The organism is Paenibacillus sp. XP01 (assembly GCF_057364885.1).
In genome coordinates, this window is record NZ_CP139481.1 from 5,957,468 (window position 1) to 5,979,636 (window position 22,169).

The window sequence follows — 22,169 nt, forward strand, 5'->3', positions numbered from 1 at the left end:
ACTCATTGTATCATAAAAGCCGTCCATTGCCGGGTTCTAGTTTTGTCGAAAAACAGGAAAGGGACCTCCCCCGGAAGGTCCCATAACCATATTGAAATTACAGCTAAATTCAGTACAGGCGGCTGCCGTCCATAAACGTATCCGTCTTACCTTGAAGCTTGGCCAACCGCTCCAGCACCTGAGCCGCTTCGGCCACCGTAACCTTGCGAGCAGGCATGAAACGGCCCTCGATGGAAGGCAACAGCCCCAATTTCAGACTGAGGGACGCTGCCCCCTTATTGGTAATGGATCCCGCATCGGCAATGTTCGGAAGGTCTGACGGCAAGGTATAAAATCCGGCCAGCTTCTCATAGCGCAAAATGCGTACGAGCAGAACAGCCAGTTCCTCCCGCGTCAGCTCCTCGTCGGGTTTCAAGCTGATTTCCGGATCTGAACCCGCAATCCAGCGTTGGTCGATCAGTACACGTATGGCTTGATAATATGGACTTTCCGGCGTGACATCCGCAAATAGCTTGCTTCCATCTCCGCTATGATAAATATCGAGATTCGGCTGAAGCGCTCGCGCCAAAACCGTGAACCATTCCCCGCGCGTAATCACACGGTCCGGCATCACCCGGCCCTGATCATCCGGAATGATCACTCCATGCTGCAGCATATTCCGGATCGAAGCCTCTGCCGCGTGTCCCTCGATATCACTCGCTTCTGCCTTCCCTGTGGAAGCATCGCTGCCGTACTGTTTCTTCCACTCACCCGTATTGGCATCCAAAACATCCATCAGAGGGGAGATGGATGTTTCACTGCTGGAAGGAACATAAGCAAGTTTGACCCCGAAAGGTACGGACTCTGCTCCTCCCAAAGAGTATCCTCCGTATCGGGAGAAAGCCAGAACTAAATGGAGTTGCTCAAGGTAGCTTGCCTTGGCCTTTTCATAAGAAATGGCCGGCTTCGTGTCTGTCGGCAATTGCTCCGGAGCAGCCAGCGCTCTGGTGTAGAATTCGCTGATCGTCCCATCCTCCAGAACCTGCAATTGGACCATATCATCCTGCACGACAATGTCTCCTACGTAGCGCTGGAAAACGAAGGTTGTCGCTCCCTCCAGTTCAAGCACCTGGGACAACTTGAATTCTTTTGCGGCATTCGGAACAAGCTCGATGACCTTATTCATCGCCAGCTGCTCGGCTGCCTCCTGATCCATCGTCTTGCCCGCCGATTCCTCTGCCTGCTGTTCTTCCTTGATGCCCGTCATGTTACGCTGGTATACGTTGTAGCTATAAATCTGTCCCGTTGCAGCATCCACCTGTGCAGAAATGTCCCGCATGAACATATAAGACGCGCTCGCATTACGATTGCTCCAGCTCAAGCTCCACACCTGACCGTTTGGATTCATATATTGGCTTTTATTTAGTTGGCTGTACTCCAGCTGGTAATTTTCAGGAATGTCAAAATGTTCTCTAACCCGTTCCTCCGCCTGCTTGGCAGTCAATTTCTCCCCGCTGTGGGCCGCAAAAGCATTGGCGCTGCCTTTCAAAGGCCGGTCTTTACGGGTCGATTCCTTGGTCGATGCCTTGCCTGTCATAGCATTGATGTGCTCGAGCGTACTCGCATCCATCGGAGTAAGGGTCATCCCTGCGGGAACATAGCCCAGAACGTATTTTTGCCCTGCGCGGGAAGAATACCGTTCTTTCGGAATGTATGCAAGCTGTACGTCAAATTGTTTCTCAAACTGCCGTCTCGCTTCTTCGGCGGTTGCTCCCGGTTTCGAAGACGGGTATTCCTTGCCGAGCGTTGATCTGGAAAATCCGGTAACGCTGCCCCGACTGTCCACGCTGACGTTGGCCGTCTCGGCATCGGACAGCAAACCGTCGCGTTTCAACTGGTAACTGTAATGATATTCGGTTCTACCGAACAGCGCTTGCGGCGAGACAGAAACGTAGCTCTCCTGAACGGGGACGTAATCTGTTTCTTTCAGCCCTGGAATGGCTTTGTACAGAAACTGTTCAGCCAACTTGTCCGCCTCGTCCGAAGTCAGGTCGTTCCCCGGTTCGCCATGCTGTCTGCTTAACAGCTCCGAAGGCAGATGGGCGCTGAGTACTTCGCCTGTCACGGCGTGCACGGTAGCACTGAAGCCCAGCGTATGATTACCCTCCGTAACCGAAAAGCCGATTTCCCATGTCTTGTACTCCGGCTGGGGGTATACGTGGCTTGAACCGAATTGCACGGATGCAATGGTTGCCCTTTTCAACACAGGGAATAGCTCAAGTATATGGTTTCTGGCCTGTTCCGAGGAAATCTTGGCTCCTTCAGGCACTTCATTGCTCGTTGAATCGGAACCTACCGTCGCCTGTACGGCAACGTCTGTAACTGGTTCCGCTTTAGCTGCAGACACGCTGCCGGCAAATCCCGGAGCTTGCGTCGCCAATAGCCATGCCGCCATCGTTGCGGCAGCTGCTTTGGCCGTCCCCCTTCTCAAACGGTCGTTCAAAAACAATGCTGGACCTCTCCCTTCAATTTCAGGCAAGTACAGGACATGCCTCCCTAAAAACTCGCACGAATATTGACAGTCTACTCTATGATACCATAAGCTTCCTTTTAGAAGGTCGTTTTCCCAAAAAGTTTACAAATGTTCATTTTCTGAGAACGCTCTGCACAACAAAAAAACGCCAACCAGCCAGGTTGGCGTCTATCGCTCGGCCTCATACTATGTAAATGCAGGCCGTTCCGAAGCCCCACATTCCATCTCCTGTGGGTTAACTGGATCTGAAGCAGACTCCTTTTGAACCCGGACATGGCTTTGAATAAACGGTATTACCGCTGCCCAAAATGCGGGATCTTCTTCAGAGCAACTGTGCCCGTCACTGTTAACCCAGAGATGCTCGACGGGTGGATCGGCTTTGGAAAGAAAGTACTCCAGCTCGCTTGGCGGAATAAAACGGTCCCCCTTGGAATGCACCATAAGGATCGGCAGCTGCATCATTCTGCGCCGTTCGTTCAGCAACAAAATCGGATCGTGCTGACGGTAGGTTTTGAGAGATTCGCCGAGCCGCCAAAACCAGATTCGGGGAATCACCTGAGCGAGCGGAAACTGGGGCAACCTCCGCCTGCGCAGCTCTGAGCTGACGATGACCTCGAACTGGGCAGGCATGGAATCCGTAATGACTGCCGCCACCGGAATTCCTTCCGTGAGGGCCATGATCGTTCCAAGGCCTCCGAGCGAATGTCCCAGCACTCCGATGGCTTGGGGATCAATTTCCGTTCTGGCGCAGGCATACCGCACTGCAGCCAGCAGATCATCCCTGAACAAATAAGCCGACGCGGCCTTGACCGGATCGCTGGCACCATGGCTTCTCACATCGTACATGAGCAGCGCATACCCCGCTTCCCAAATCGGCCGGGCGTAGCGCAGCACCCGCGATCTGTTGGAACCCCAGCCATGAGCAATAATAACCAATGGCCAAGGTTGAGGCACCGAAGCATCTGCCGGTATAAACCATCCATGCACGTTGCCGTCGCCGCTCTTAAAGGTGACGTCTTCGAACGGCATGGGTGGTTTCAGCGTAATGGGTATTTTCTTCGGCGTCTGGCTTTTCACCGCTGCTCTCCATAACCCTCCCGCAGTGACCGCAGCAACCGCGATCACTCCGCCAATCATCGTTTTGGCCTTCATGGGCACGCTCCTCTCCGTCTATTGCTTACGTTCAGCATACGAAAGTATCATCATCGCTCTTTAAAGCAAAGCATCATTTTATGTCAATCCTCTCGATCGCCCGCCGCTGCCCGAACAAAGGCTTTGGCCTGTTTCGCGATCTGCTCGCTGTTCCCGGCGGTCAAAGCCTGCTTGGGAAGCAATGCACTGCCAAGTCCAACCGCGGCCGCACCTGCTTCATAATACTGGGCGATATTGTCCAGATTGGCTCCGCCTGTCGCTAACAGTGGAATATGATTCAAAGGAGCTTTGACCTCTTTCAGGTAAGAGAGCCCCAAACTGGCCATCGGAAACAGCTTCACGACCCGGGCTCCTGCTTCGTGCGCCGCGACGATTTCGGTGGGCGTCATGGCGCCAGGCCAAATGTCTATCCCTTGTTCTACAGCATATTCAATGACGGAGAGATCGACATTGGGAGACACCAGAAATTGCGCTCCCGCCGCCACTGCCTCTTTGGCCATCTGCACATTAAGCACCGTGCCGGCGCCGATGTAAGCCTGTCCTTCATGGCGTGCTCGCCAGTCGGCAATGATGTGCTGCGCACCTGGCGTGTTCAAGGTAACCTCCATCAAGCGGATTCCGCCATCGGCCATTCCTTTTCCAGCGGTTACCGCTTCTTCACGGCTGATGCCGCGCACGATCGCTACAAGCCTGGATTCAATCAATACCTCTGATAAATTCATCATATCTACCCCTTAGTATGTAAATTTGGCACCAGAATTCATGCATGCTTCGAAAATCCGGTGATAAGTTATTGCTTCCGACGCCGCTTTCTTTCAGAAAAGCTTTTAAGCGAACACTTCGCTTCTTCAGATTGGTTCTGCCTCTCCGTTAACATGTATTTGTTCATTACGGCTTGTATAGATTCATTGTAAAGCATCTGCTTGCCCTATTGGAAATTTTTCGTCAAACCGCGGCATTGGCAAAATGCAAAAAGGCATCCGCCAAGGCGGAAGCCTGCTGCATGAATCTCTTCATTTAGTATAATAGCGAAGCCACGAATCAACGATATTGCGCCAAACGATCATTCAGACTGCGGGTTTGGCCGTATACTTCCTGATACAGCGCAAACAATTCATCGTATACCGCAACCGTCTCCGGATTCGGCTCATACGACTTCGCAGGACGGATAAATGCTGCCGCGCATTCCTGCAACGATGGGAACCAGCCGCAGCCGTAAGCCGCAAGCATCGCTGCCCCCATTGCCGGGCCCTGCTCGCTTTCCAGCTTCACCACTTTGGCGTTGAATACGTCAGCCTGCATTTGCAGCCAAGCTTCGTTCTTCGCGCCGCCGCCGATGGAGATGACTTCTTTGACGTCTTTGCCTGCGCCACGCAAAATGTCGATCGACTCGCGCAGCGAGAACGTAATGCCCTCCAGCACCGCGCGTCCGAAATGCTCCAGCTTGTGTCCTGCGTCCATGCCGATGAAGCTGCCGCGAATGTTGGCATCCGGATGCGGCGTGCGCTCTCCGACGATGTACGGCGTGAACAACAGCCCGTTGCTTCCGGCCGGAATGGCATCAATACCCTGCAGCAACAGATCAAAGGACTTATCCGCAGCAAATGTATCTTTAAACCAAGAAAGGCTGTAACCTGCAGCCAGCGTCACGCCCATAATATAGAAGGCATCTTTCTCGCCGTGATTGAAAAAGTGGACTTTGCCCTCGAAATCGAGATCCTTGCGCTCCTCGTAGGAAAGCACTACCCCGGACGTACCGATGCTGCACATGGTCTGTCCTTCGCTCAGAATGCCTGCGCCAATGGCACCGCATGCGTTGTCCGCGCCGCCGCCGAACACTTTCGTGCTCGCTTGCAGACCCGTCTGGTCGGCGATTTCCGGCAGCAATGTGCCCACTTCCTCGAACGACTCAACCAGTCGCGGACAGAGCGAGAACGGCAAATCAAAAGCGTCCGCAATCTCTTTGCTCCACTGTTTGCCCGCAACGTCCAGCAAAAGCGTACCTGCTGCATCCGAGTAATCCATGGCGTAATCGCCGGTGAGGCGATAACGAACGTAATCCTTTGGCAGCAGGAACAGCGCTGCCTGCTTCAGCAGCTCCGGCTCATTCTCTTGCACCCACAAAATTTTCGGCAGCGTAAAACCTTCCAAGGCACGGTTGCGTGCAATGCTTAACAATTGTCCGCCCAGCACCTTTTCGATGCGGCGGCATTGCGCCGTCGTGCGCGTATCGTTCCACAGGATGGCATTGCGCAGCGGTTTGCCTTCGCGATCCACCAAGACGAGGCCATGCATCTGTCCGGAAAAGCTCAGTCCTTCGATTTCGGATGGGTGAACACCGGAGACTTCAAGCAGCTTACGCAGGGATACAATGGTTTGCTCTACCCAATCCTCCGGATTTTGCTCACTGTATCCGGCTTTTGGCTGGTACAGCGGATAAGCCTCGGAAGCTTCAAACGCCACTTTTCCTTCACGGTTGACCAGCACGGTTTTGACCGCACTTGTCCCCAGATCGACACCAATTACATAACTCATTACGATATGCTCCTCTCTAATCCAAAAACCGTCCCCGCCTTCCCAGGGGAAAGTCGGGGACGGTCCGAATGTCCTGTAATTAGTCAGCCAAGATGTACTGGTTCAGTTTTGCTCTCAGCAATTCTTGACGTCCGGATTGGTTTTTGCGTGGGCTTTCGTTGTTCAATGCATATTCAGCCAGGGAAGCAAGCGTAGCTTTGCCTGCGACAACGTCAGCACCGATGCCTTCTTTGAAGCTGCTGTAACGTTGCTCGATGAAGTCGTCGAATACACGATCCTCGATCAATTTTGCAGCGACTTTCAGACCTTTGGCATACGTGTCCATACCAGCGATATGTGCCAGGAACAGATCTTCAGGCTCGAAGGAACCACGGCGAACTTTTGCATCGAAGTTGACGCCGCCACGGCCAAGACCGCCGTTTTTCAGCACTTCATACATGGTCAGTGTAGCATCGTACATATCAACCGGGAACTCGTCTGTATCCCAACCGATCAACAGGTCGCCTTGGTTCGCGTCCAGGGAACCGAGCATGCCGTTGATGCGTGCAACGCGGATTTCATGATCGAACGTATGGCCTGCCAGTGTAGCATGGTTCGCTTCAAGGTTCAGTTTGAAATGTTTGTCCAAACCGTATTTTTGCAGGAACGCAATGGATGTTGCCGCATCAAAGTCGTATTGGTGTTTCGTTGGCTCTTTTGGTTTAGGCTCGATCAGGAATTGGGCGTCAAAGCCGATTTCCTTCGCGTAATCTACAGCCATGTGGAACATGCGGGCGATGTTGTCTTGCTCCAGCTGCATGTCTGTATTGAGCAATGTGTCGTATCCTTCACGACCGCCCCAGAATACGTAGTTTTCCGCGCCAAGGCGTTTACCGACTTCAAGGCCTTTTTTGATTTGTGCCGCAGCGTGAGCGTACACGTCAGCGTTGCATGTGGAAGCCGCGCCGAACATGAAACGTGGGTTGGAGAACATGTTCGCCGTGTTCCAGAGCAGTTTCTTGCCGCTGGACTTCATGTGCTCTTCGAGCAAATCAACGATGGTGTCGATGTTGCTGTAGAATTCGCGCAGCGTTGCGCCTTCCGGAGCGATATCCACATCATGGAAGCAGTAGTAAGGCAGGTTCATTTTTTCCATGAATTCGAAAGCCGCTTCTACGCGAACTTTCGCTTTGTCCAGACCGGAATAGCTATCCCAGGAACGTACAGCTGTTTCTGCGCCGAACGGGTCGCTGCCGCCTGCAGTCAATGTATGCCAATATGCCATGCCGAAACGGAAATGCTCTTCCATCGTTTTGCCGGCTACAACTTCTTGAGGGTTATAGTGTTTAAACGCAAACGGGTTCGTGGAATCTTTGCCTTCAAATGCAATTTTATTAACGGATTCAAAATAGGCCATGTAAAATGCCTCCTCGGTAGTTTTAAAGAAATCGTTTACACCGATATCCTACCACATCGTATTCACTTTGTCTATTGGTTAAACAAAGTAAAAATAAAAATGTTTTTTCGTTGGAAGTTTGCGCTATAATAGTCGAATAGCTTGCGCTCGGATGTTATGTTAACCCTTTTATCCAAAGAATAGGAGTGCCTTTACATATGAAAATTACCGGAGACCAGATGCTGGTCAAAAAAATAAACAAGTCCATCGTGCTGGACACGATTCGGCGCAATGCCCCTCTCTCCCGCGCCCGGGTATCCGAAGTGACAGGCCTTAACAAAGCAACGGTATCCAACCTCGTCGCTGAACTGATTCAGGATGAGCTGGTGCAGGAAATCGGTCCCGGCGAGTCCAGCGGAGGCCGCAAACCATTAATGCTGTTATTTCGGGCTACCGCCGGATATGCCGTGGGCCTAGAATTGAGCGTCTCGCATTTGAAGGGTGTGCTTACCGATCTGGAAGGAAACGTCGTCGCCGAATCTACGGCGAAGCTGGAAGCCCATGATGTGCCTGCCGTCTTCGGTCAGCTGAAGCTGGCTGCATCGGAGCTGATTCAAGCTGCTCCCGCCTCGCCCCACGGCGTCATCGGGATCGGAATCGGCGTGCCGGGTATGGTCGACGAGGACGGCACCGTTCTGTTCGCGCCCAACCTTGGTTGGGAAGGCGTTCCGCTCCGTTCCATGCTGGAAGAAGCGTTCAACGTGCCGGTCACGATCGACAACGAAGCCAATGCCGGCGCTCATGGCGAACTGAATTTCGGAGCGGGCGTCGGTGTGCGCCACCTGATCTATATCAGCGCAGGCATCGGGATCGGGTCAGGCATTATGGTCGATGGCGAACTATACAAAGGCGCTTGGGGATATGCTGGCGAAACCGGCCACATGTCCATCGAAGCGGAAGGCCGTGCCTGCTCTTGCGGAAACCGCGGTTGCTGGGAGCTATATGCTTCGGAAAAAGCCTACGATCACCCCGAGCAGAAACTTAACCTGCCTGCCCATACGACGCGAGAACTGATCGAGTACGCCAAACTGGGGAACAGCTCCGTGCTGGCTCTCTATGAAGGAATCGGACGCAAGCTTGGCGTCGGCATTACCAACATCGTCAACAGTTTCAACCCGGAACGGATCATCATCGGCGGCCCGTTGTCCGAAGCCGGTCCCTGGATCGAATCTTCCTTGAAACAGGTGGTGGAGGAGCGCACGCTGCCGTACCACCGCCGCAGCCTGCAAATCGAATGGGCCGGGCTTGGCAGCCGTTCGACCCGGATCGGAGCCGCGTACTCGGCGATATCCCAATTTTTAGGAAAAATAAAAGTGTCTGTGTAATACAGGATGAAAATTGACAACATTTCGCCCCATTTTCTCCCTTTTTGCCAGAGAATTAGACGAGTATAATGGGAATATGTGATTTTTGTCATGGCAACATCATCGTTGCTGTGTTATACCCCTAACGAAACGGAGTTGAACACCTGTGACCTACGTGGATACATCAGATATCTCGGCGCAAATGTTTGTCACCGTACTCCTGTTCCTGATCGTCATCGCGCCTTTGTTCAGCCTTGGCATCCTGCGCCTGTTCCAGAGCAAAAAGAAGGCTGGTTTCATGTACATGCTGTCAGGCGTAGCGGTATACGTTGTGTTTCAGACCTTTATGAGCGTTGTATTTTAGCCTTTGCAAGTGAACATCCCGTAATATACACAAAGAACCGTACCATCGATGGTACGGTTCTTCCATATACAAACGGCTCGCGCGGGCCGGAAAGTTTCATGGTTCGCTTGTCGATCCAATCCCGTTAAGGGGAGGATTAAGCGTCCAGCACTTTTGCGAATTGCGTTTTGTTCATGCCCAGGATGCGGTGCTCGCCGATCACTGTCAGAGGTACTGCACGCACGCCCATATCCCATACTTGTTGCGCGAATTCATCGTTGGTTTCGATGTTGCGCTCTTCGTAAGAGATGCCTTTCTCAGCCAAAAACGTTTTAACCGATTTGCAGTTCGGGCAGTTGGTCGATGTATATACAATTACGTTTTCCATGTTCTCGTCACCTCATATTGTTTTTTGGGTTTTCAATGTGTATCCCATTGGAGACCGGTGTTACCGGCCTCCGAGGGGTTTTATCATTATTTGGTTACTGCAGCGTGCTCCAGACTTTCAATAAATTTCTCCACGTCCATGGCTGCCATACATCCGCTGCCTGCTGCGGTGATCGCTTGTTTGTAACGAGTATCCTGCACGTCTCCGCAAGCGAATACACCCGGAATGTTCGTTTCGGAAGTGCCTGGAGTCGTCAGGATGTATCCATGATCATCCGTAGTTACTTGTCCATTAAGGAAACCGGTGTTAGGCGTATGGCCGATAGCCACAAACACGCCGCTCGCCGTAATGATTTCCTCTTCGCCTGTTTCGTTGTTGCGGACTTTCAATCCGGTCACACCCGCGTCTCCGGCAATGACCTCCAGTGGCGTGCGGTTCAATGCCCAGTCCACTTTTTCGTTGCTGCGTGCACGATCCTGCATGATTTTGGAAGCGCGCAGTTCGTCACGACGGTGTACCAACGTTACTTTGGACGCAAAACGTGTCAGGAAGTTCGCTTCCTCCAGCGCGGAGTCCCCACCGCCGACAACGATGATTTCTTTGTTGCGGAAGAAGAATCCATCGCAAGTGGCACATGTGCTGACACCGCGGCCCACGTTGTTTTCCTCGCCAGGAATGCCGAGATATTTCGCGGAAGCGCCTGTGGACAACACGACTGTTTCGGATACCAATTCACCCATGCCTTCAACGGTCAGTTTGAATGGACGCTCGCTCAGGTCGATGCTGTTTACCCAGCCTGTGCGGAATTCCGCACCGAAGCGCTCTGCTTGTTTACGCATGTTGTCCATCAGTTCAGGTCCCATGATGCCTTCAGGGAAGCCCGGGAAGTTCTCCACTTCGGTTGTCGTTGTCAACTGGCCGCCTGGCTGCGGGCCTTCGATGACGAGTGGGTTCAGGTTGGCGCGTGCCAGGTAAATTGCTGCTGTCAGCCCCGCAGGGCCTGTTCCGATAATAATGGATTTATACATGTATAGTTCCTCCCCTGTCTTCTGCAAAAAGGTCATGCTCCATAAGGCATCAAATGTAAATGACTCAGCATACACTAAAGCGGAAAGTCCACCGTCATGTCCACTAAACCGGCCTATAGGATAACCAATGCCCTATGCAGAAATGGAAATGTAATTTATAATCATTCTAATCTGTTGTTCATTATGATCTGTTTTCTGAAAGGTGTCAATGCTCGGCAGCGATTATGAAGAAGTCTTCATCAGGAGGGAATAATGAAAGCATGAACGATGCACTCATAGGCAGCATTATCTCGGCCATGTCCACGGGCCTTGGTGCCGTACCCATTTTGTTTATGCGCAAAGTCACGCACCGTCTGCGCGATATTTTGCTTGCATACGCGGCAGGCATCATGACCTCGGCTTCTATGTACAATCTCATTCCGGAAGCGCTTGGCCAATCGAACTTATTCGTATTAACGCTTGGCGTATTGCTTGGCAGCATGGTGCTGTTAGTGTTGGAGATGAAGATTCCGCACGTCGATCTGGAAAATCCGGAGAAAATGCCTTTCAAGATCGAAGCGAAGGCTTTCATGATCATCGCGGCCATCACGATGCACAATTTGCCGGAAGGCCTCTCGGTCGGCGTCAGTTACGCCAGCACGGATGGGAACCTCGGCAACTTGATCGCCTTTTCCATCGGTTTGCAGAATGCGCCGGAAGGGTTTCTGGTTGCCCTCTTTCTCGTAAACCAGAATATCGGGCGTTTCAAAGCCCTCGGCATCGCTACGTTAACCGGTGCGGTGGAGATTGTGACCAGCATGATCGGATACAGTCTCAGCAGCCTGGTTGCGGGCCTGGTTCCTTACGGGCTGGCGTTTGCGGCCGGCGCGATGATGTTCATCGTTTACAAGGAGCTCATTCCCGAAAGCCATGGCGACGGCAATGCCCGCGTTGCGACCGTCTCCTTTTTGCTCGGACTGATTACGATGATTGGATTGACCGAGTTGTTCTAAGCAGGGGCGGAGAACCCCTGAACGTATGTTTAAGAACCCGGACGGACGGCGAACACGCCGCAGCCTTCCGGGTTCTTTTTTTGTTCACATATGAAGATTGCATGAAATAAATGGAGGTAAATCAAACCACCTCTCAACGCAGCAGGCGCAGCCCGTTCAAAATGACCAAAATGGTGCTGCCCTCATGCCCGACAACGCCAAACGGCAGTGCCACGTTCTGCAGAAAATTGGCTCCGATCAGAACCGCAATGACCGAAATCGCAAAAGCCATGTTTTGTTTCATCGTGCGCTGCGCACGGCGCGATTGTCGGATCGCCCAGGCGATCTCCTCGATGTTGTCGTTCATCAGCACCACGTCGGCCACGTCCAGTGCCGTGCCGCTTCCCGACATGCCCATGCCCATACCAACCGTGGCCGCCGCCAATGCAGGGGCATCGTTAACGCCGTCCCCCACCATCAGCACTGCCCCGTAACGTTCACGAAGCTCCTTCACCTGTGCAACCTTGTCTTCGGGAAGCAAGCCCGCATGGACATCGCATACCCCTGTCTCCCGTGCAATGACCGCGGCCGTTTCAGGACGGTCCCCCGTCAGCATCACCACTCGGACACCCATCGCTTCAAGTTTGCGTACTGCGGCGGCAGCCTGTGGCCGAACCTCATCCCGCATGGCGATCAGACCCGCGGGTTGACCATCCGCATTCACCACGGATATCGTTTTTCCCTGCTGCTGCAGCCGGTGGATGGCATCCTTCCAACCGGAAAGATCCGGAAGGTCATTCGCCTCAAGTTTGCCTACGCTCCAGTTCACTCCATTTACGCAGCCCTCAATGCCTGAGCCAGTCAAAGCCTGCACCTGCCCGGCATCCGGCAAGGCTAGCCCTTCCATCATGGCATGATCTACAATCGCGCGCGCCAAGGGGTGCATCGACTGATTTTCGATCGCAGCCGCCGCTGCAAGCACCTCATCACGTTCATAGCCATCCGCAATCAGCATATCCGTAACTTGCGGCGTACCCATCGTCAGCGTACCTGTTTTGTCGAAAGCAACGACACGGGTTTGAGCCAGATTTTCGACGTGTGCCCCGCCCTTGAACAGAATGCCTCTGCGCGCACTGCTCGACATCGTTGATAACATGACGGGCATAATGGAGGATACCAAAGCGCACGGCGATGCAACGACCAGGAAAACCATCGCTTTGTAAAACGCCTCTCCCCACGACCAGCCTAACAGGATCGGCGCCCCGCCAATGACCAGCAGCGTGGCCGCGACGACAACGCGGGCGTAGATTCCCTCAAAGCGTTCAATGAACCGTTGGGACGCCGGAACATCAGCCTGCGCTTCCTCTATCAATTTGATGATTTTACCGAATACCGAGCCTTCTGCCGACCGGGTAACTTCTATATATAAGGCTCCTTCCCCGTTCACCGTACCCGCATACACTTCGTCTCCATGGGATTTATCCACGGGCATCGGCTCCCCGGTAATGGATGCCTGATGTACGAACGAGCTTCCGCGGCAGACGACCCCATCCGCCGGAATAAGTTCGCCCGGCTTGACGAGCAGCAAGTCTCCCTGTTCAAGTTCATCAATGGTTACGCGGTTCAACTGACCGTCTTCCATGCGCAGAGCCGTCTCCGGTTTGAGTGCCAACAAGGATGAAATATCCTTGTGGCTGCGTTCCGTCGCGTAGCTTTCCAATGCACCGCTCAGGGCAAATATAAAGATGAGCATAGCCCCTTCGTTCCAATAACCAATCGCGGCCGCGCCAAGCGACGCAGCAATCATAAGCAAATTGACGTCCAAGTCCCGCTCCTTGACCAGTGTTTCTACGCCTTCCTTCGCTTTGGTCCATCCCCCCATGACATAAGCCGCGATATATAAAACCACGGATAGCACGCTTGACCACGAGGATATTCCCCATGCGAAGAGCATTAACAACCCGCTGCCAAGTGCAGCCTGCATTTCCTTATTTCGAAGCATGGCCCGGAAGTTCGGCCGACGGCCCCGGTTCGGTCCGGTAGAATTTGCCGGTCTACGTTCGTTTGCTTTGGTTTGTAAAGGCTGATGTACAGCTTGCATAAGGATCACGTTCCTTTCGTATGAAAAAATGTGTCGCCGTATTGAGAATGAGAGCCATTGTTACTGCCCCTAAAATGACACATGCTGCTGCGGGAATCCCGCAGCAGCATGCTGGTCAAAATGAGAATGATAATCATTTTTGTACTTATGCAATTATTTTTACTCAATACAACTTTTCTATATTATATGCCTGATCTTCCCCATTTGTAAATGGTCCCCATGCAAAAACTCCAACATCTGCCTGCGCAGACCAAAAACCGCCATCCAACGGATGACGGTTCCATATGCAAAAACGTTGAAGTTGCAAACACCATGCCAGCTTCATATCAAGGATTGCCCTGCGTTATCCCTGTTACGCGCCAACGCTCGCCCCCTGGCTTGCCTTGATGGCTTGTTCCAGGTCATGCAGAATATCCTGAATGTTCTCGGTTCCGATGGAAAGGCGGATCAATTCCGGATTGACCCCGGCGGCACGCTGCTCCTCCTCGCTTAGTTGCTGGTGTGTCGTGCTCGCCGGGTGAATGATCAACGACTTGGAATCGCCGACATTCGCCAGGTGAGAGAACAGCTTGACGTTTTCGATCAGCTTGCGGCCTGCTTCAAGGCCGCCCTTGATACCAAATGTGAGGATCGCGCCCTGTCCTTTCGGCAAATATTTTTGCGCGAGTTCATAGGATGGGTGACTTGGCAAACCGGCATAGCTCACCCACTGCACGTCCTCATGTTTCTCCAGATATTCGGCTACCGCCAAAGCATTGCTGCTGTGGCGTTCCACCCGCAGGTGCAGCGTCTCCAGTCCCTGCAGCAGCAACCAGGAGTTAAACGGAGAAATGGTCGCTCCAAGGTCGCGAAGCAGTTGTACGCGGGCTTTGATAATGTATGCAATCGGCCCAACCGCTTCCGTGTACACGACTCCGTGATAGCTCGGGTCCGGCTCGGTCAGCCCCGGGAACTTGCCGCTGGCTTTCCAATCGAATTTCCCGCTGTCTACGATCACGCCGCCGATGGAGGTACCGTGCCCGCCGATGAATTTCGTCGCCGAATGCACCACGATATCGGCTCCGTGTTCGATTGGACGAAGCAGGTACGGACTCGGGAACGTATTATCAACGATCAGCGGAATCTGATGTTCATGCGCAATGGCGGCCACGGCTTCGATATCAAGCACATTGCCTTGCGGATTGCCAATCGTCTCGGCATACAGCGCTTTGGTTTTGTCCGTAATGGCTGCTCGGAAATTTTCGGGATCGCTCGAATCCACGAATTTCACGTTCAATCCAAGCTTCGGCAGCGTGGTGGAGAACAGATTATACGTGCCTCCGTACAAGCTGGCGGAAGACACGATCTCGTCCCCGGCCCCGGCGATATTCAGCAGCGAAAATGTGATGGCTGCCTGACCAGAGGCGGTAGCCAATGCCCCAGCGCCTCCTTCCAACGCGGCAATGCGTTGCTCAAATACGTCGGTGGTCGGATTCATCAGACGTGTATAGATATTGCCAAACTCTTTCAGGCCAAACAGGTTGGCGGCATGGTCCGTATCCCGAAATCCATACGATGTTGTTTGATAAAGGGGTACTGCGCGTGCATTGGTGGTCGGGTCAATCTGCTGACCGGCATGAATGGCCAATGTTTCGAATGAAAGTTCACGTTCGTTTGACATATAATCGAAATCCTCCCTTGGCATAAGGCTTGAGATCCATGGTGTCTTCGCGTGGTGTCGCCTGTTTTTTCATATTCTCTCACAAGATGTGGCATTTGGAAAGAGATATTTCCGATTTTTCCGATGAGAAATATATTTTTTCAATTATCGACGCTACACATTGATCATGAACATACCATTCCATAGCTACCAAAAAAGCCTTTGCAGAAGGCAAAGGCTTTCGGTGGCTTCATATGGGCAACGAATCGGAACCACTATACATGTACGCCGCCCCATACTTCCCGTAAATGCTTGGCAGCCGGAACGGCCTGCTCTGCCGTCACGCCCTCGAGGGAAATGTCGATGTGCGGCTTATAGGTTTTCAGCAATTCGAAGAACAAAGGATAATCCAGAATGCCTTCGCCAGGCACCGGATTGAATTTTTCGCCTTGTGCATTGAAGGCCACGTCTTTGGCGTGGATCACGATAATGCGCTGATAGAGCGTCTCCATGACTTCTTTCAGAAATCCTGCCTGATCGGCTGCATGCTCCTGTTTAATCAGATTGCATGGGTCAAATAACATGCCAAGATTGGAAGACGGGATCTCCTCGAAAAGTCGAACCATATGCTCCCGCGTATGCAGCGTGTGTGTGGATACAGGCTCGATCGCGGCATGCACGCCCCATTTCTCCGCTTCCTCCGTCAGTTCTTCCAACGTTGCTTTCAATATTCCCCACGCATGCTCTTCATAATGATCGGGATGTGTGGTTTGGTACGTATCCAGACCCCCGGTCTCCGTAGCTACCATGCTGCAGCCGAAATCGCGCGCATAGCGCAAATGCTCCTTGAAACGGTCAATGTCGGCTCTCCGGCGAACCGGATCGGGATCGATCGGGTTAATGTAACAGCCGAGAACCGCAATCTTGACGCCCCGCCGGTCGAATTGTTCCCCGATTTCGTTCGCCAGCCCCGGGCTCAGCTTGCCGTTAGCCGAATCAACGTCGGACAGCGCCTTGGCGAGCGCCAGCTGCACGGAGTTGAAGCCATGGTCCGCTACGGTTTGTGCAAGCTGCGCTGTCGGCAGCTTTCCGAACGTATGCGCAAGTATGCCGAGCTTCATCGTATCGTCCTCCTCATGCATCAGAATCATTGCCAAACGTACGGACTAGCGGGCCATCCAGCCTCCGTCAACGTTAAGCACATGTCCATTCAAGTAATCCGAGGCTGCGGAAGCAAGGAATACGACCGGACCTTTCAAATCCTCCGGCGTTCCCCAGCGGCCGGCCGGAATACGTGCCGTAATGTCGTTGTAGCGCTGCTCATCGGCGCGAATCTGGCTTGTATTGTCCGTCACCATGTATCCAGGCGCAATCGCGTTAACCTGCACGCCTTTGCCTGCCCATTCATTCGCAAATGCTTTGGTCAGGCCCGCTACGCCATGTTTGCTTGCCGTGTATCCCGGCACGTTGATTCCGCCCTGATAGGACAGCATCGACGCGATGTTGATGATTTTCCCGCTGCCGCGTTCCATCATATGTCTGCCTGCCAATTGGCTCAGGAAAAAGACCGTGTTCAGGTTCAAACCAATAACATCATGCCAGTCCTGCTTGGCATGGTCCGCAGCCGGCGTCCGGCGAATGATACCGGCATTGTTGACCAAAATGTCGATCTTGCCTTGAAAGGACAATGCTTTTTCGAAAACATCCGCAAGCTCGTCCTCACGGCTCAAATCGGCTTTAAGCAAATAAGCCTTACGTCCAAGCACCTCTATGGCGCGGGCTGTCTCCTCGGACGACGAATAGGAGGCCAGCACGACGTCCGCTCCCGCTTCGGCAAGCCCGATCGCCATCCCTTGTCCTAAACCTCCTGTAGTACCGGTAACCATTGCCACTTTTCCATTCAAATCAAATGGGTTCATGATGGATTCCTCCGCATGTTATAAGATGCAAATCAAATGGTTGAACGTTCTAGCTGCAGGCGAACATGCCGCGCAGCAGCTTCGAACAAAGAGATCGTCAACTGCCATTGTCCACGCGGACGCCGCTCTGCTCATACAAGGCCGCCGTATCGGCATCCAGCCGGCTGTCGGTGATGATGCAATCCAGTTCCGAGCAATGCGCAAACGTGCGCAAGGCGAACTGCCCGAATTTGTGATGGTCAACGACGCCATAAACCTGCTGGGAAGCCGAGATCATCGCTTTCTTTAACGGAACCAGATCTCCCGTATAGATGGACAGGCCAAACTCCGGATGAACTGCCGTTGTGGAAATAAACGCTTTATGAATGTTAAGCCCCGATATAAAAGCCGCCGTATCGTCCCCCACCAGCATGTTTCTGACCCGGGCCCCACCCGGAACGACAAGACGAATCTGTTCCTTCTTGGTGAGCTCGGCAATGATGAACAGATCGTTCGTGATGACCGTCAGCGGCTGGTTGTCCAACCGCTTGGCCATTTCGAGCGTTGTGCTCCCCCCATCGAGAGCGATGATATCGCCCATCTGGATATAACCAAGCGCCCGCTCGGCAATCTCCGATTTTTCCGGTTGATGCTTTTCGTTTACGCTGCGCATGTTGAGAATGCCATACTGGTCATTCTGGGCCAACATGGCACCCCCGTGCACCCGCACAAGCAAGCCCATGCTCTCCAGTTTGTCCAGGTCTTCCCGCACCGTTTTGCCGGTCACCTGCAGCAGGTCGCTCAGATCGCTAACGGTCACTTCCTGGCGCTCCAGCAGTGCTTCCATAATTTTTTCATGTCTTTTCAATGAGTTCATATCGATCAACTTCCTATGCAAACATAATAATTTCGGATTCGGGCCGAAGCGGAAGCTGTCCTATTTCAGATCTTTCATCGCCACGCCGTCCATGTCTTCGAACGTTTGGTTCTCGCCGGCCATCGCCCAACAGAACGTATAGCTGCTCGTACCGACGCCGCTGTGAATGGACCAGCTTGGAGAAATGATCGCCTGACGGTCCCGTACGACCAAATGCCGCGTCTCTTGCGGTTCTCCCATCATGTGGAATACCACCGCGTCTTCCGGCAGGTTAAAGTACAAGTATACTTCAGAACGGCGATTGTGGGTATGCGCAGGCATTGTGTTCCACATGTTGCCCTTGTCGAGTTCCGTAATGCCCATCACCAGCTGACAGCTTTTGATCCCGCCTTCTCCTTGGTGGATGTAGCGGTAGATTGTGCGTTCATTGGAACTCTCGATGCTGCCCAGATGGTTCGGCTGTGCCTGCTCTTGCGTCGCCTTTGTGGTCGGATACGTATGGTGTGCAGGCGTGGACACAAAGTAGAACTGCGCCGCATCTTCTTGCCCGTTGCTTTTGAACACGACTTCCTTAACGCCCCGGCCGATGTACAAGCATTCCTTCGCTCCGATCTCATAACCCTGGCCATCCGCCGTAACCGTGCCATGTCCACCTACGTTGATGATACCGATCTCGCGGCGTTCCAGGAAAAAGTCTGTACCAATATCCTTCAGGTTAACTTCAAGCGTAATATCTTTTGATTTCGGGACAGCGCTTCCAACAATATAACGATCAACATGAGAATACACCGTAACGAGCTCATCGACAGCAAACAGCTGCTCCATCAGAAACTCTTCTCTCAATCTGGACGTGTCGTATTGCTTTACTTCATTCGGATGAGCTGCATAACGATTTTGCATGAAAACCATTCCCTTCATCTCATTAATAAGTTCGTATATGTTCATTTTAGTTCATTTCGTATCGTTTGTGTACCTTTTTTTGAATGTTGAAATAAAAAAAGAAACCCTGCCTCCTCTTTCGAGGTAGACAGGGTTTCTGCATTCATTAATGTGCTACAACGTTGTTCAGCATGATCCAAACGGATCCGACCACGATCGTCAGCATGATCAGCAATCCGAAGATCAGACCCATGACGTTCCAACGAGGCGACTTCTCTTCACGGATATGCATGAAGAAGAAGAGCTGCACGATGAATTGAAGTGCTGCCGTTACCAGTACGACAACCAACGTTCCGGTTTTGCCCATCATGTCGTTGAGTACAACCACCAGTGGGATGATTGTCAGGACGATGGACAGGATAAAACCGATGACATAAGACTTGAGCGAACCATGTTGTTCATGTCCATGGGCATCATGCGAGTTGTGCTGTGCCATCTTACATCACCCCCATCAGGTAGACGACCGACAGGAGGAAAATCCATACGACGTCCAAAAAGTGCCAGTACAAGCTGATCACGTTGACTTTACCACGCGTAACGTCGGTAATGCCGCGTTTCTTCAGCTGGAACATCAAACCGATCATCCAGATCAGACCAAGCGAAACGTGAAGTCCGTGCGTACCCACAAGGGTAAAGAACGCGCCGGAAGCTGCGCTAGTCGTGTAGTTGAAACCTTCGTGGATCATTTCGATAAACTCGGTAACCTCAAGCGCGATAAACCCTGCGCCGAGAAGGGCCGTAACGACCAACCAGCTGATCAACTGTTTCACTTTGCCTTGGTTCATGGCCAGAACGGCCAAACCGCTGGTAAACGAACTTGTTAACAAGATAAACGTTTCGGCGATAACCCCTGGCATTTTGATCAATTCTTCCAGCGTAGGACCGCCTGCCGTATTGTGGCGCAAAACGATGAACGTTGCGAACAATACGGAGAACAGGATTACGTCGGAAATCAGGAAGAACCAGAAACCGAGTACTTTCAATTCTTGCGGGTCATGGTGACCGTGATCATGACCATGTGCATGGTCATGACCTTTCTTAGCGGCTGCTTGAGCCATTATACCGACCCCCTTAACGACGCCTCTTCGGTACGCTTAATTTCATCGACCGGAATGTAATAGTCCGTATCGTAGGAGAATGAACGGGCAATCATGCAGATTCCGACGCCTGCGAGTCCAAGGATCGCCATCCACAACCATCCGAATACAAAACCGAAACCGGCGATGAACCAGAATACGGATTTGATGAAAGGAATGGCAGAGTTTTTAGGCATATGAATCGGCTCAAGCTTAGGCGCTGGCGGATTGATGCCTTTGCCGCGGCGTTGCTTCTCTTCCCACCATTCGTCCAGATCATTCACTTGCGGAGTTACCGCAAAGTTATATTCAGGCGCTGGCGATGGAATCGACCATTCGAGCGTACGGCCATCCCATGGATCGCCGGAAGCTTTGAGCGATTTGTATTTGCGAATGCCGTCTGCGATTTGAGCAACCTGGAACAGGAAGCCTGCACCCATCAGGAACGCACCGATCGTGGAAACGAAGTTGAGTTCCCACCAGCCGGTATCCCATCCGTATGTGCTCAGACGACGTGTCATCCCCATCAGACCGACAGCATACTGCGGCATGAAGCAGATGTAGAAACCGATGTTCCAGAACCAGAATGCCCATTTGCCCAGTTTCTCTTCGAGTTTGAAACCGAACATTTTTGGCCACCAGTAGTACAGACCAGCGAAGTAACCGAAGGCAACGCCACCGATCAACACTTGGTGGAAGTGGGCAATCAAGAAATAACTGTTGTGGAACTGGAAGTCAGCAGGAGCAACGGACAAGAGAACCCCCGTCATACCGCCGACGATAAAACAAGGAATAAATGCGATGGTCCACAACATCGGGGTAGCCATCTTGATTCTTCCTTTGTACAGCGTGAAGAGCCAGTTGAAAATCTTGACCCCCGTTGGGATCGCAATAAGCATTGTTGTCACTGCGAAGAACGCGTTGACATCGGCGCCCGAACCCATCGTGAAGAAGTGATGCGCCCACGTAAAGAAGGACAGGAACGCGATAATCAACATGGCGAATACCATGGATTTGTATCCAAACAGTTTTTTCTTCGCAAAGGTGCTTACGACCTCGGAGAATACACCGAATGCCGGCAGGACCACGATGTATACCTCAGGGTGACCCCACATCCAGATCAAGTTGATGTACATCATCGGGTTGCCGCCCAGATCAAGCGTGAAGAAGTGCGCCCCGCCGAAGCGGTCCAGGAAGAGCAGCGCAAGGGTCACGGTCAGGATCGGGAATGCAAACAGGATGATGATACATGTGGAGAATACCGACCATGTAAACATCGGCATTTTCATCCAAGTCATGCCTGGCGCACGCATTTTAATGATGGTAACCAAGAAGTTGATACCGGTCGCCAGGGAACCGATACCGGATATCTGTATACCCCATATATAGAAGTTCTGTCCTACCCCCGGACTATGTGAAAGCTCCGATAGAGGCGGATAACTTAGCCATCCTGCGTCCGGCGAACCGCCGATAACGAAGGACAGGTTGAACAGCATTGCTCCCAGGAAGAACAACCAGAAGCTGAGTGCGTTCAGGAACGGAAATGCAACGTCCCTTGCCCCGATCTGGAGCGGAACGATGACGTTAAACAAACCAAACATAAATGGCATCGCCATGAAGAGGATCATGATCGTACCATGTGTTGTAAAGACTTGGTTATAGTGCTCGGGATGCAAGAAATCCATGTTTGGCATAGCCAGCTGAAGGCGCATCATCAACGCGTCCACGCCACCGCGGAACAACATGATGATCGAAGCAAGGATATACATGATACCGATCTTTTTATGATCGACAGTTGTTAACCAGTTACGCCAGAGCCAGCCCCATTTTTTGAAATAAGTCAGCACCGCAACAATCGAGATCGTCGTAATACCGATCGCTACGTCCGCACCATAGATCAGCGGGTCGCCGGTTACGAAAAACTCGGATGCAAACTCCTTAATTCTGTCTAACATTGGGGGCCTCCTTTCG

At 52.4% G+C, this 22,169-nt stretch carries 19 protein-coding genes; 3 read left to right on the forward strand and 16 right to left on the reverse strand.

From position 1 onward, the window contains the following. Positions 1 to 109: 109 nt before the first annotated feature. The 5 genes from SNR34_RS26905 to xylA form a co-directional block, all read right to left on the reverse strand. Entirely contained in the window at positions 110 to 2,518 is a 2,409-nt protein-coding gene (locus SNR34_RS26905) for a YcdB/YcdC domain-containing protein (RefSeq protein WP_486180582.1), read from the reverse strand. Between the two features lie 180 nt (positions 2,519 to 2,698). Next, positions 2,699 to 3,664, reverse strand: a complete 966-nt coding sequence (locus SNR34_RS26910) for an alpha/beta hydrolase (protein ID WP_486180583.1) — start codon at positions 3,662 to 3,664, stop codon at positions 2,699 to 2,701. Positions 3,665 to 3,747: 83 nt separating this feature from the next. Further along, positions 3,748 to 4,386 carry a bifunctional 4-hydroxy-2-oxoglutarate aldolase/2-dehydro-3-deoxy-phosphogluconate aldolase gene (locus SNR34_RS26915; protein ID WP_486180584.1) on the reverse strand — a complete coding sequence of 213 codons (639 nt, stop codon included), beginning with the start codon at positions 4,384 to 4,386 and terminating at the stop codon, positions 3,748 to 3,750. A 319-nt stretch (positions 4,387 to 4,705) separates the two neighbouring features. Continuing rightward, the gene (gene xylB, locus SNR34_RS26920; protein ID WP_236420525.1) at positions 4,706 to 6,199 is read right to left on the reverse strand and encodes a xylulokinase; all 1,494 of its coding nucleotides are present in this window, start codon (positions 6,197 to 6,199) and stop codon (positions 4,706 to 4,708) included. Positions 6,200 to 6,278: 79 nt separating this feature from the next. Beyond that, the gene (gene xylA / locus SNR34_RS26925) at positions 6,279 to 7,595 is read right to left on the reverse strand and encodes a xylose isomerase (RefSeq protein ID WP_236420524.1); all 1,317 of its coding nucleotides are present in this window, start codon (positions 7,593 to 7,595) and stop codon (positions 6,279 to 6,281) included. 197 nt (positions 7,596 to 7,792) lie between these two features. On the opposite strand from xylA, the gene SNR34_RS26930 reads away from it, so the two are divergent. Both SNR34_RS26930 and SNR34_RS26935 read left to right on the forward strand, forming a co-directional pair. Continuing rightward, positions 7,793 to 8,959 carry an ROK family transcriptional regulator gene (locus SNR34_RS26930; protein ID WP_236420523.1) on the forward strand — a complete coding sequence of 389 codons (1,167 nt, stop codon included), beginning with the start codon at positions 7,793 to 7,795 and terminating at the stop codon, positions 8,957 to 8,959. A 145-nt stretch (positions 8,960 to 9,104) separates the two neighbouring features. Next, complete coding sequence (locus tag SNR34_RS26935; protein WP_236420522.1) at positions 9,105 to 9,302, forward strand: hypothetical protein; 198 nt, start codon at positions 9,105 to 9,107, stop codon at positions 9,300 to 9,302. Positions 9,303 to 9,438: 136 nt separating this feature from the next. On the opposite strand, the gene SNR34_RS26940 is transcribed toward SNR34_RS26935, so the two are convergent. Together SNR34_RS26940 and trxB are read right to left on the reverse strand one after the other, a co-directional pair. Further along, entirely contained in the window at positions 9,439 to 9,669 is a 231-nt protein-coding gene (locus SNR34_RS26940) for a glutaredoxin family protein (RefSeq protein WP_236420521.1), read from the reverse strand. Positions 9,670 to 9,755: 86 nt separating this feature from the next. Then, positions 9,756 to 10,697, reverse strand: coding sequence for a thioredoxin-disulfide reductase (gene trxB / locus SNR34_RS26945; protein WP_236420520.1), 942 nt, complete (start codon positions 10,695 to 10,697; stop codon positions 9,756 to 9,758). Positions 10,698 to 10,957: 260 nt separating this feature from the next. On the opposite strand from trxB, the gene SNR34_RS26950 reads away from it, so the two are divergent. Beyond that, positions 10,958 to 11,689: a ZIP family metal transporter gene (locus tag SNR34_RS26950; protein WP_236420519.1), complete on the forward strand. Its 732-nt coding sequence runs from the start codon at positions 10,958 to 10,960 to the stop codon at positions 11,687 to 11,689. A gap of 133 nt (positions 11,690 to 11,822) precedes the next feature. Here SNR34_RS26950 and SNR34_RS26955 read toward each other — a convergent pair whose 3' ends face one another. The 9 genes from SNR34_RS26955 to SNR34_RS26995 all read right to left on the reverse strand — a co-directional run bounded on the left by SNR34_RS26955 (position 11,823) and on the right by SNR34_RS26995 (position 22,153). Beyond that, complete coding sequence (locus SNR34_RS26955) at positions 11,823 to 13,769, reverse strand: heavy metal translocating P-type ATPase (RefSeq protein WP_486180585.1); 1,947 nt, start codon at positions 13,767 to 13,769, stop codon at positions 11,823 to 11,825. Positions 13,770 to 14,121: 352 nt separating this feature from the next. Continuing rightward, the gene (locus SNR34_RS26960; RefSeq protein WP_339274686.1) at positions 14,122 to 15,429 is read right to left on the reverse strand and encodes a homocysteine synthase; all 1,308 of its coding nucleotides are present in this window, start codon (positions 15,427 to 15,429) and stop codon (positions 14,122 to 14,124) included. 254 nt (positions 15,430 to 15,683) lie between these two features. Then, complete coding sequence (locus tag SNR34_RS26965) at positions 15,684 to 16,559, reverse strand: sugar phosphate isomerase/epimerase family protein (RefSeq protein WP_486180586.1); 876 nt, start codon at positions 16,557 to 16,559, stop codon at positions 15,684 to 15,686. Positions 16,560 to 16,574: 15 nt separating this feature from the next. Beyond that, positions 16,575 to 17,327: a 2-dehydro-3-deoxy-D-gluconate 5-dehydrogenase KduD gene (kduD, locus tag SNR34_RS26970; protein ID WP_486180587.1), complete on the reverse strand. Its 753-nt coding sequence runs from the start codon at positions 17,325 to 17,327 to the stop codon at positions 16,575 to 16,577. Positions 17,328 to 17,424: 97 nt separating this feature from the next. Then, positions 17,425 to 18,183: a DeoR/GlpR family DNA-binding transcription regulator gene (locus SNR34_RS26975; protein WP_236420515.1), complete on the reverse strand. Its 759-nt coding sequence runs from the start codon at positions 18,181 to 18,183 to the stop codon at positions 17,425 to 17,427. A 60-nt stretch (positions 18,184 to 18,243) separates the two neighbouring features. After that, positions 18,244 to 19,083 carry a 5-dehydro-4-deoxy-D-glucuronate isomerase gene (kduI, locus tag SNR34_RS26980; protein ID WP_236420514.1) on the reverse strand — a complete coding sequence of 280 codons (840 nt, stop codon included), beginning with the start codon at positions 19,081 to 19,083 and terminating at the stop codon, positions 18,244 to 18,246. A gap of 145 nt (positions 19,084 to 19,228) precedes the next feature. Continuing rightward, positions 19,229 to 19,558: a cytochrome o ubiquinol oxidase subunit IV gene (gene cyoD / locus SNR34_RS26985; protein ID WP_236420513.1), complete on the reverse strand. Its 330-nt coding sequence runs from the start codon at positions 19,556 to 19,558 to the stop codon at positions 19,229 to 19,231. A 1-nt stretch (position 19,559) separates the two neighbouring features. After that, on the reverse strand, positions 19,560 to 20,180 hold the full coding sequence (cyoC, locus tag SNR34_RS26990) for a cytochrome o ubiquinol oxidase subunit III (RefSeq protein WP_236420512.1): 621 nt from the start codon (positions 20,178 to 20,180) through the stop codon (positions 19,560 to 19,562). Continuing rightward, positions 20,180 to 22,153 carry a cbb3-type cytochrome c oxidase subunit I gene (locus SNR34_RS26995; protein ID WP_486180588.1) on the reverse strand — a complete coding sequence of 658 codons (1,974 nt, stop codon included), beginning with the start codon at positions 22,151 to 22,153 and terminating at the stop codon, positions 20,180 to 20,182. The genes cyoC and SNR34_RS26995 overlap by 1 nt, the downstream gene beginning before the upstream one ends. Positions 22,154 to 22,169 lie beyond the last annotated feature (16 nt).

What these genes read in the sequence shown, in the direction of transcription:
- SNR34_RS26910 (WP_486180583.1), bottom strand. Translation starts at nt 3,664, where the DNA reads ATGAAGGCCAAAACGATGATTGGCGGAGTGATCGCGGTTGCTGCGGTC.
- SNR34_RS26915 (WP_486180584.1), bottom strand. Translation starts at nt 4,386, where the DNA reads ATGAATTTATCAGAGGTATTGATTGAATCCAGGCTTGTAGCGATCGTG.
- xylB (WP_236420525.1), bottom strand. Translation starts at nt 6,199, where the DNA reads ATGAGTTATGTAATTGGTGTCGATCTGGGGACAAGTGCGGTCAAAACC.
- xylA (WP_236420524.1), bottom strand. Translation starts at nt 7,595, where the DNA reads ATGGCCTATTTTGAATCCGTTAATAAAATTGCATTTGAAGGCAAAGAT.
- SNR34_RS26930 (WP_236420523.1), top strand. Translation starts at nt 7,793, where the DNA reads ATGAAAATTACCGGAGACCAGATGCTGGTCAAAAAAATAAACAAGTCC.
- SNR34_RS26940 (WP_236420521.1), bottom strand. Translation starts at nt 9,669, where the DNA reads ATGGAAAACGTAATTGTATATACATCGACCAACTGCCCGAACTGCAAA.
- trxB (WP_236420520.1), bottom strand. Translation starts at nt 10,697, where the DNA reads ATGTATAAATCCATTATTATCGGAACAGGCCCTGCGGGGCTGACAGCA.
- SNR34_RS26950 (WP_236420519.1), top strand. Translation starts at nt 10,958, where the DNA reads ATGAACGATGCACTCATAGGCAGCATTATCTCGGCCATGTCCACGGGC.
- SNR34_RS26955 (WP_486180585.1), bottom strand. Translation starts at nt 13,769, where the DNA reads ATGCAAGCTGTACATCAGCCTTTACAAACCAAAGCAAACGAACGTAGA.
- SNR34_RS26960 (WP_339274686.1), bottom strand. Translation starts at nt 15,429, where the DNA reads ATGTCAAACGAACGTGAACTTTCATTCGAAACATTGGCCATTCATGCC.
- SNR34_RS26965 (WP_486180586.1), bottom strand. Translation starts at nt 16,559, where the DNA reads ATGATTCTGATGCATGAGGAGGACGATACGATGAAGCTCGGCATACTT.
- kduD (WP_486180587.1), bottom strand. Translation starts at nt 17,327, where the DNA reads ATGAACCCATTTGATTTGAATGGAAAAGTGGCAATGGTTACCGGTACT.
- SNR34_RS26975 (WP_236420515.1), bottom strand. Translation starts at nt 18,183, where the DNA reads ATGAACTCATTGAAAAGACATGAAAAAATTATGGAAGCACTGCTGGAG.
- kduI (WP_236420514.1), bottom strand. Translation starts at nt 19,083, where the DNA reads ATGCAAAATCGTTATGCAGCTCATCCGAATGAAGTAAAGCAATACGAC.
- cyoD (WP_236420513.1), bottom strand. Translation starts at nt 19,558, where the DNA reads ATGGCACAGCACAACTCGCATGATGCCCATGGACATGAACAACATGGT.
- cyoC (WP_236420512.1), bottom strand. Translation starts at nt 20,180, where the DNA reads ATGGCTCAAGCAGCCGCTAAGAAAGGTCATGACCATGCACATGGTCAT.
- SNR34_RS26995 (WP_486180588.1), bottom strand. Translation starts at nt 22,153, where the DNA reads ATGTTAGACAGAATTAAGGAGTTTGCATCCGAGTTTTTCGTAACCGGC.